This is a genomic window from Chitinophaga sp., assembly GCF_036569185.1.
Lineage (GTDB): Bacteria > Bacteroidota > Bacteroidia > Chitinophagales > Chitinophagaceae > Chitinophaga.
Genome location: NZ_DATCRD010000373.1, coordinates 1 through 10766, shown reverse-complemented (window position 1 = coordinate 10766; position 10766 = coordinate 1). Strand labels below are relative to the sequence as shown.

3 protein-coding genes and 1 pseudogene are annotated in these 10766 nt (G+C 47.2%); all 4 read left to right on the top strand.

Features of this window, described 5'->3' with window-relative positions; translation table 11 throughout:
• Nucleotides 1–534, top strand: a pseudogene (locus VIM72_RS28290) (hypothetical protein); the annotation flags it as partial.
• Between the two features lie 8 nt (nucleotides 535–542).
• On the top strand, nucleotides 543–1925 hold the full coding sequence (locus tag VIM72_RS28285; protein WP_332006166.1) for a RagB/SusD family nutrient uptake outer membrane protein: 1383 nt from the start codon (nucleotides 543–545) through the stop codon (nucleotides 1923–1925).
• 93 nt (nucleotides 1926–2018) lie between these two features.
• Entirely contained in the window at nucleotides 2019–2609 is a 591-nt protein-coding gene (locus tag VIM72_RS28280) for a hypothetical protein (RefSeq protein ID WP_332006165.1), read from the top strand.
• 1261 nt (nucleotides 2610–3870) lie between these two features.
• Nucleotides 3871–10766: hypothetical protein (locus VIM72_RS28275; protein WP_332006164.1), on the top strand; the 6896-nt coding region annotated here is incomplete at its 3' end.

The following is a 10766-nucleotide window of genomic DNA, read 5'->3' as shown; positions in this document are numbered from 1 at the left end:
ACATTACAGTATGGAAACTTTACATTGAGCATGCTGGCCGAGTTTGTATATGGCACCCGCTCGCTGAATGCTGACCGGTTTTTTTACCAGGCCGGGAATGAGGGCTTCAGCGATGGCATTCCCATCCCGGCTGGTATAAAGAATAAGGTGGCATATGCCCCATCTCAGCACCCCTGGCGCTATCCGGGGGATAAGGATGCGAATATGCCTTCAATATATGAAACAGCACGAAATGGCTTTTTTCATGATTTAAGGAACTCCTATTTCTATGAAGACAATAGTTTTCTGCGAATACGCAATATCCGGCTGGATTACAGGCTCCCGGAAAATTGGCTGGACCGTTATTTTATAAACAGGGCAGAAATTTATTTAAGCATAGATAACCTCCATACTTTTACCAGTAAATATTTTACGCAGGTTGATCCTGAAGCCGCATATGTTGGCGGTAATATATTGAGCTCCCTGAGTGGGGTGGGAGGAGGAATTGGGTTGCCCAGGCGTTACCTGGTAGGCTTGCTCGTTAATTTTAAATAAACCTGGTGATGAAAAGGGCCATTCACTATTATCTCTTCCTTACAATGTTGTTCTCCTGCGGTTGCCGAAGGTCATTGGATTTTACTGCAAACAGTAATGGCTGGAGCGAAAGAGAGGTACAGTTATCATCCTTCGAAGGCATTATGGAAGCCGTAAACGGCAATTATATATTGCTGAGAAAAAGTAACGGAAATTTCCATACGTTCAGTGAACTGAGGGGGAATACGATCACTATATCCCCGAACGCGTTGGGGTATAGTATCTTCAATTATGTACAGGACCCAGGCCATCCTTCCATAGAGGAGTATTGGATAGATGCCTATGCGCTGGTGATTGCCTGCAATGAGGTATTGGAAGGGATGGCGCGCTTTGAAAAAAGCCAGCAGTTTGTCAATCTGTCTCCTGCCGGGAGAGCTTCATTGCTGCATGCAAAGGGAGAAACCCTTTTCCTCCGGGGCTACACTTACTTCAATCTGGTAAGGCTGTTCGGGCGTCCCTACTACCAGCGCCCGCAGGTGAATCCAGGTGTTATGATTAAGAACAATACAGATATAAACTTTATTCCCGGCCGGAGCACCGTAAAAGAAGTATATGCCCAGGTCATTGAAGATCTGATGTCTGCAGACAGCGCCATGACAGCAGATGTTGGCCGCACGAATGTATATGCTTCCAGAACAGCTGCCTGGGCCTTGCTTTCAAGGGTGTATCTTTATATGGGAGGTACATTTGATGCAGCAGATAAAAATGCCAGTCAACAGGTGTTGCTGTATGCAGATAAAGTGATTAGGGAGGGAAAGTTCCGGTTGTTGGAAGGGAATGCATATGATACGCTATATAACAATGAATATGGTAACCCCGAGATCATTTTCGCATCTACCAATAAGGAGCAGGGTATTGATTATATGCCAGTTTGGGAGGTTGCAGGCTCCTTATGGCAGGCCTTTACGCCTGATGATCACCGGCGTGTCTTTTTTGAGCAACAGCTACCGGACCAACGCCTGGTAACCAAAAAAAATGAAGGAATAGGTGCTCCTTTTATACATCTAAGGCTCGCTGAAGTTTACCTGAACAAAGCAGAGGCTCTTTTTAAAATGGATAGCATCATGCAGGCCCTGGACGCCCTGAATGTTATTCATACCCGGGCCGGCCTGCCGGCGTTGCTTTATTCCGGCCGCAACCAGCTTCAGCAGGATATTATGCTGGAACGACGCCTGGAACTCTGCTTTGAATCACATAGCGGATTTGATGATTATCGTATTGGATTACCCATGATACGGCCCGCCGTTGGTACGGGCGCTATATTTGAAGTGTTCCCGACAGATAAGAGAGTAGTGCTGCCCATCCCTCAACGCGAAATGGACGCCAACCCGCGTATGGTGCAGAATGAATAATGACATTTAACTAAAATATTCTTTGTTAATTTCTTCCCGGACAAGAGGGTAAATTTTGCGTATGAATGTCTCTGGTTAGTGGGAGAGATTACTATGATGTATACGCTTGAAAAATTTATCCTTGAATTTGCGCCGGCAGGCGATTGCACATTGGAAAATTTCATACGGCCATTCATTTCCCGCAATGTTATAAAACAGGGCGGTTTTTTACTGCGTGCCACAGATATATGTGAGCAGCTGACTTTTATTAATCAGGGCATTTGTTGCAGATTTAACCGTGGTACGGGACGTGACTACGTGACCGGGTGCTACTACGACGGCGAACTGGCGGGGGACTACGATGGCTTTACGCCCTATCGGCCAGTGCATTATTATATCAGGGCAATTGAAGATTTGTATGTAGAGCAATTGTCCTTTTCTGCCATTGCTATGCTTACAGGATTGGATCCCGCATTTGAACAAATATTCAAGACGCTGGCTGAATACAGTTATTGTAAGAGCATAGCGCGTGCGGTTTCTTTTCAGCATACCCCGGATGCTAAATATTTAAACCTGGTAGAGCAGCGGGCAGACGGAATAAAACGGAGGCCCCGGAGTCTTATCGGCCCCTATCTCGGTATACATGCTAAGGACAGTGATAAGGCACATCCGCGACTTTTTCATGATAGTATAATATGGAGTTAACCTGATCCACAATTTTTTTTTGTAGCAGCAGGGTAAATTTCAACAGGTCATGTCTCTATAATGGGAAAGATGTAAATATACAGCAGGAGCAGTAAACGTTCCATTGTTTTAAGCCGTATAATACGGATTTGAAAAAGAAAGTATTTAGTGTATCAGTATCAGGCATAGGTTTAGTCGGTAATACAGGATATTTACTATCCTAGAGTTAGAACCAGAGGCAGGTGCTCTCACCAGCCTTTTTGCATATAAACATGCAAGCTGACAATAAGTATAAGATATGGTTGTTCACTAATTAGCCGGGGATTCCTCCCCGGCTTCTTATTGTGATGATATGTGAAATATATATCTGAAAGATTTTTCACCAGGTAGTGGGGTAAATTTTAACCGGGCATGTATCTATCGTGTATAGCAGCCAATTGCCATGAGCACATTACTGACATTTATACTTGAATTTATGCCTTCCTGCGAACAGCGGTTAATAGACCTGCTTGCTCCTATGATCAGGACGAGGTCAATCGGGAAAAACGATTTTTTGCTGAGTGTTGGCATGACATGCAGAAAACTTTGCTTCATTATGCAGGGAACATGTTATAAGTACCAGGCAGATCACAAAGGAGATTGTGTTATCCGGTTTTATGATAGAGGGGACCTTGCGGGTGATTATTGCAGTTTTCCAGGATTTCTAATAGAAGGCATGCCGCTACAGCGAATGGAAAGGAACAAACGGTAATATCTCACTTAGTCTGAAAAATAAAGTATTACTGAAGGGTAAAATTAACAGGTGGATGTCTCTTGCTTTTACAGATAGTTCATATATGGTGTTTTCATTTTTTATTACCCGCTAGTGTCTGAAAAAGACAATGGTCGTAAATGCAGGGACTGGCGTTACCACCGGTCTGGTTTTATCAAAACACGCATGAACTGGTTGATCTATTACAAAAGTACTCCGCAATAATGTAAATAAAATTGTTATTCGGAAAACTTATTAAACAACTTTAATGGAATAGCTTTTTGGGTCTTATAGTTTTGTATAGTGAATAATTAAGTATAAGCAATATACTCCCGGTAACACCTGGATAAGGTGGAAGTTGCCGGATCTTAGCCAACTCATTCCAATAAAACCTTATTGAGAATATTATGCTCCTGATCGAACCGGGGAGTAGGATAGTCGTGCACGCCCATGGCGCTGCCGGATGAGTATTGCGAATATGAAAGTATCATTTTGAAATAACATAGTAAGTATTAATAACAGGCAAGTTTCATGGAAACACATTTACACATGTCGACCTCGCAGATGTTTATCCGTCAATTATCTCAGCAGATTTTTGACTATTGCATTGTAAAGCCAGGATCCCTTTTAGGAAAAGCAGGTCTTTGGCTGCTGTTGCTTATGTTTACAGGTTTTGCTGCCTACGCGCAACAGGACTGTGGTAAGCCAACAAGCGCAGACGGGGACACTTATGGTCTTAGACTGATAAGCGGTTCACAGTCCGTCACCAACCCGAATTTTGCCATTGACGGCAACATGCAAACAGCAGCTATATTAAGTAATGGCCCGGCCGGTCTTATTGGCACCACCGCTAATTTGAATGTTAATTTTGGTACGCCGCTTCAGATACGCGACGGCATTCCGGATACGGTGGTTGTGAAGTACGAAATGCCGGCTGCCTGGAAAGCGGATATCGCCGGCTCTATTACGATTACCATGTACAAGAACGGCACGCAGCAGGTGGGGCAATATACCTTAAAGGGGCCGCAAATTATAACGCTCGATGGGTGGCAGAACGGAGGACAACCATTTGCTATATTCAAACAGGAGGTCCCCGGCGAGGTAGATCGTGTAACCGTTACCTTGAATGCCGGGCTTCTCAGCCTGGACCTCAGCCAGTTAGTGTCGCCTTTGGGAGTAACGAATGAAAGTACTGCGCTGAAGGTCTATGAAGTGTATGGCCTGCTGGGTGCACCCAGGGTGGACAGCATTCTCAAACAAAGTAAAGTTGTTGTGAGCAATGGAGAACCTGCGACCTTTTCGGTGAAAGAGGACAAGCGGAATCTGGGTTACCGCTTTAAATGGTTCAACGGCTATCGTGATCAGACGCCTATATACACGGGCAATGACTTTACGCCGAAGATACAGCCTTCTGTTACAGAACAGCAGTATACCTACTATGTATCGATCGAAAAAGACGGGTGTCTGTTACAAGCTAAAACACCTGTTTACCTGATTGTAAATCCGAAAGCCCAGCTTCAGGGCAGTATAACCCCTTCGCGGACGAAGGTGAGCAAAACGACACCGGGCGAAACAGGACGCCTGGATTATGATATTTCGCTTGTAAATAACGGAGCGGCCAGTCTTCAGCCCTCCTCAAAAATATTCATAAAAGATTTGCCAATGCCGGCTACCCGGTACCAGGTACAACGCATGTCCCTTCCGCAGGGTGAAACCGGAAGGTATGATACCACAACCGGGGGACTGTCAGGCATTACGCTCGCTCCGGGCGATACCGCCCGCCTGCAGGTACGCGGTGTTGTGGATACCTCCTATTCAGGCATACTTCGAAACAGTGCGCAGGGCACTGATGAACTGGGGCTTTCTATACCGATAACTGAATCGCCCTTTGTTTTTGTCAACGTAAAGGACACGTCAGGTAATAATAACGGTACAGCCAATGGATGCCCCGCTACAGAGCGGCTGTGCAACAGACCAGATAAAATTACTTACGAGACGGCCATGGATGTTGAATGGGGGAAAAGCCTGCAACAGGACATCGTGAACCTGCCCAAATCAGTTATCAATGCAATACTGGGACTTGGTGGCGACGCAAGAAAAGTATTGGAGTCGATCCTTCGGCTTGATCCTATTGGTGCCATAGGTAATCTTTTCAATGGTCTTAAGAATATTCTGGGAATAGGGAGTAGCCCTAAAGCTCCGGACAACCTTCAAAATGTGGGAGATGGAAATGAAGGAACCGCTGTTGTTTTTCAGCCCGATATCCTTCAATTGGGACAGTGGCAGGCTGTAACCGCGCATTTTGATTCCAACCCCTTAAGCGCCGGCGATTCTGTTGTTGTTATCTTCAGCGAGTCCGCGACCGCGCGGTTACAGATTGGAAATATACGTGTATACATGTATAATAAGGGTAACCAGGTAGGCGAGGCTATGAACCTGAAAGAGCCGCTGGCTTTCAAGAACATCCTTCCATGGGTGAGCGGCGGCCTGGCTTATCAGCGGGTTTCTTTCGCAGTACCACAGCAGGTAGATGCTGTGCAGGTAAGTGTTGCGGGAATTGGTATTGATCTTGGAACAGCCGGTACCGCTGTTTATGAGATTTCACGCCGGCCCCAGATGCCCAACATCGAAACCTTTATGGACAAGAGCATGCGCACTGTCCAGGTGGAACAAGGGCAGGAAGTGCGGCTGAAAGTGAAGGAGGATATGCAGGGCCGATGTATGATCTATAAATGGTACACCGAGGAAGATCTTGGTCAGAAACCCTTTGCCATGGGGCCGGAAGCCATTGTGAAAATTCCCGCTGGCTTTACCGGAACAAAATACTATTACCTCCAGGCATTGGCCAATGCCTGCAGCGATAATCCATCAGCACCTTTGGAGATAAAAGTGAATGTATTGCCTTCTCCTATGCTGGAAGGGGTTGTTACCACAGAAGATCCTAATCCCAAAGTGGAGAAAGGCGGCAGGATAAGATATCTGCTGACCATTGACAACAATGGCTTACAAACACTGTCAGATACGGCCCGCCTGAAAATAAAAGCCATCTCTGAAAACGATAAGAATTTCAGGATAGACAGCATCACGGTACTGGGTCGCGGACGCTTCGATATGCGCACCGGAGAATTTACCGGTGATTCTATTCCCCCTAAAGGAAAAGTGACATTGGAGATCAGTGGCGTTATTCCTCCCACCTATGCCGGACAGCCCATTAATATTAATGTATCGGGCTCACAGATGAACGGTAAACAGATTCCCATCAGGCAGGCGCCGCCTGTAATGCCCAACTACCATCTCAAAGTAAAAAAGGTGCCTGATCAATTAAGGGTAGGCAATCTTCAGAAACTGGACTATACCATTACCATCACAAATACCGGAACAGAGAGCTTCCCGGCTGCTTCGAAATTGTATATCAAAGATGTGCCCAGGGAAAAAGGCTACCGGATTGACACGATGTATGTACCAGACAACAGCCCTTCCGGCGGTTTCTATGTAATGGGCAATCAGACTTTCTTCGGTGCAGACATACCTCCGGGCGGAACTGCTACAATACGCGTGGAAGGCTTCCTGACCGCGGACTATGAGGGTGGTCCGCTCAATAATGACGTGAACGCCACGTATGAAAACGGCGTGCCGTTGGAAGTAGAGCCCACGCCGACTGTAAACGCCGGAACGGAAAAATATACCCTGTACGGTAACAAGTATGCTATTGGCCGTGTCGGCGATGTGCAGGCGGGAGATCAACTGGATTTTGTGATCGTGCTGCGCAATAAAGGCCCCGAGACCATGCCGGCAAGCGCCCAGACTTATATCCGTGACATGGCGCCGAAGGATTACATTATACAGGAAATATCCGTTGCAGACGGTAAAGGCCAGTATAACGAACCGGTGTTGACAGGTGTTACCCTCGCGCCCGGAGATTCAGTAAGGCTGATCGTAAGAGGTAACCTCTCCAATAACTACAGAGGAGATACGCTTGTTAACAGGGTTACCGGCAGAACAGAAAATGGTACTCCTATTGATATTACGCCTTCGCCGGTGATCAATCCCGGCTTTAAACTGAGCGGGAACAAACAACCGGACAAGCTGAAAGCCAATGCCGGCGAAGCATTGAATTATACGATCACGCTGATCAACAGCGGAAAAAATACTATGCCGGCAGGACAGGCAGTGTATGTAAAAGATGTGCCGCAATCGGAATTTTATGTGATTGATAATATTAGCGCAACAGGCAATACCGGTGTATACGACATGAAAACGTCAATGCTGAAAACAACAGCACCACTGGCTCCGAACGGAAAAATGATGTTGCTGGTAAAAGGACATATCAGGGCAGACTATAAAACCGGTGAGATTGGCAACAAGGTGGAAGCCCGTATAGACAGCACCACGTATGAGATAGATCCTGCGCCAATTGTAAATGAGATAAAATACAGGATGGAACTGGCTAAAACAGCGAACAGCCAGGAAGCTGTCGGGCCTGGTTTCCCGGTAGATTTTACCATCACGCTTCGTCATAAAGGAGTGGTGGATATTAAACCTTCAGATAGGGTATTGGTGGTAGACACGCTGCCTGCCGGGCTTGAAGTGCTTGGATATGAACCTACGATGGGAACCTACGATCCGAAAACGCACTATTGGACAGGTTTGAACCTTATCTCTGGCCAGAGCGCCCGGCTGTTGGTAAAAGGACGGATAAGTCCCGACTTCAAAGGAGATTCATTGGTGAACAAAGTGGGTGGCAAAACGCCGGACGGAGATGACATTGTTACCGACAGCACCGGTGGGCACGCCGTGGTGAAAATAGATACCACTAAAAAGATGAATAAACTGTTGCTGCGCAAGGTAGCCAACAAAGACCAGGTTACTTCCGGAGATTCACTCAGCTTTGCCATTATTCTGAAGAATCTTAACGATACCGCTTTTGTAGCAGATACAATCACCATACGGGATATGATCCCCGAAGGCTTTGAACTGGGCAAGCAGGAACAAATAGTAACAAGCGCCGGTAAATATAACGCCGCAAACGGTTCCTGGACCGGTCTCAACATCCCGGCCGGAGACAGTGCTACCATTTGGTTGAATGGTACAGTAAGAAGTGATTTCTGGGGTAAAATGACAAATATTGCCCTGGGCTTTGATCAGCATCAGTTACCAATTCCGGCTGCCGGAAGTGCGGATAATATGGCACGCGCTACTGTACAGGTAAATCCTCCTGCGTCGAAATATAACCTGTTGCTTCAAAAGAAAGCAGACAAGTCAAGATTGAAAGCAGGCGATTCGCTGAGCTACACGATCACTTTATCCAATAACGGTACACTGAACCTTACAGATACTATCGTAACGGTGAAAGACACCCTGCCCGCAGGTTATATCGCAGACAGCTATAAGGTTGACAATGGCAACTACGATCCTCAATCAGGTCGCTGGACTAACCTGACGCTTCCTGTTGGCAAAAGTGTCACCCTGGTGCTGAAAGGCCGGGTTAGCAATACCTTTAGCGGTAAGCTGGTCAATACGGTAGGTGGCCTTGATCCTAAAGGGGTTCCTATCAAAAATACGCCTGAAAACAGATCAGAAGTAGATGTAGACCCCATTAAACCGGTTTATAAACTTGCGCTTGCCAAGGTTGTAAAATCAAACGAGCGCCTGATCAAACCAGGAGATTCACTCAATTTCGAAATTACATTATATAATCAGGGTGGTGATGCGATAACGCCGAAAGATACCGTCACTGTTGTAGATCAGATTCCCAGCGGCTATAACGTGAATAGTTTTGAAGCCAGCCGGGGTCACTATAACAGCACAACCGGGCAATGGACAGGATTGGACCTGAAATCCGGAGATAGCGCTACTATCCTCGTGAAGGGCGCGTTGAACAAAGACTTCAGCGGCAGTTCCGTGACAAACACCGTAAGTGGTAAAGACCCTAATAAAGATCCGATCCCTGCAGTGCCTGGCAAAGGAGAGGCGAAGATAAATGTAGATACTGTAAAGTATCACCTGAAGTTGAGCAAAACGGCAAACAGCGCTACAGCTAAAGCCGGTGGTCCGTTGAACTTTACGATCACACTTCAAAACCAGGGCCCGAGAGCTATTGTGCCAGGCGACACAGTGATCGTGAAAGACCAGCTGCCTGTAGGTTACAATGTAACAGGCTTTGTACCAGGCGCAGGTAAGTATGACGCTGCCAGTGGTCGGTGGACGGGTTTAAGCGTAGCGGCAGGCGAGCAAGTGACCCTGTTGGTGAATGGCACCGTGGCAACAGATTACAGCGGCAATAGCCTGACGAATAGAGTCACTGGTCTTACCCCAAAGAAAGATTCCATACCGGTTGAAAACGGCGGAGGAGCCACTGTAACGGTCGAAGACAGTACAAATACAGCTTATCACCTGAAGTTGAGCAAAACGGCGAACAGCGCTACAGCTAAAGCCGGCGGTCCGCTGAACTTTACGATCACACTTCAAAACCAGGGCCCGAGAGCTATTGTGCCTGGCGACACAGTGATCGTGAAAGACCAGCTGCCAGTAGGTTACAATGTAACAGGCTTTGTACCAGGCGCAGGTAAGTATGATGCAAACAGTGGTCGCTGGACCGGCTTGAATATAGCGGCAGGCGAGCAAGTGACCCTGTTGGTGAATGGTACCGTGGCAGCAGATTACAGCGGCAACAGCCTTACTAATAAAGTCACCGGTCTTACCCCGAAGAAAGATTCGATACCGGTTGAAAACGGAGGAGGGGCTACGGTAACGGTCGAAGACAGTACAAATACAGCTTATCACCTGAAGTTGAGCAAGAAGGCAAACAGTGCTACAGCTAAAGCCGGCGGTCCGCTGAACTTTACAATCACGCTTAAGAACCAGGGGCCGAGAGCTATCGTACCTGGCGATACAGTGATCGTGAAAGACCAGCTGCCTGTAGGTTACAATGTAACGGGCTTTGCACCGGGCGCCGGTAAGTACGATTCAACCAGCGGTCGCTGGACCGGTTTGAATGTAGCGGCAGGACAAAATGTGACCCTGTTGGTGAATGGCACCGTGGCAGCAGATTACAGCGGCAACAGCCTGACGAATAAGGTAACTGGTCTTACCCCGAAGAAAGATTCCATACCGGTTGAAAACGGCGGAGGAGCTACGGTAACAGTCGAAGACAGTACAAATACCGCTTATCACCTGAAGTTGAGCAAGAAGGCGAACAGCGCTACAGCTAAGGCCGGTGGTCCGTTGAACTTTACGATCACACTTCAGAACCAGGGCCCAAGAGCCCTTGTGCCTGGCGACACAGTGATCGTGAAAGACCAGCTGCCTGTAGGTTACAATGTAACAGGCTTTGTACCAGGCGCAGGTAAGTATGATGCTGCCAGTGGTCGGTGGACAGGTTTGAATGTAGCGGCAGGACAAAATGTGGCCCTGTTGGTGAATGGCAC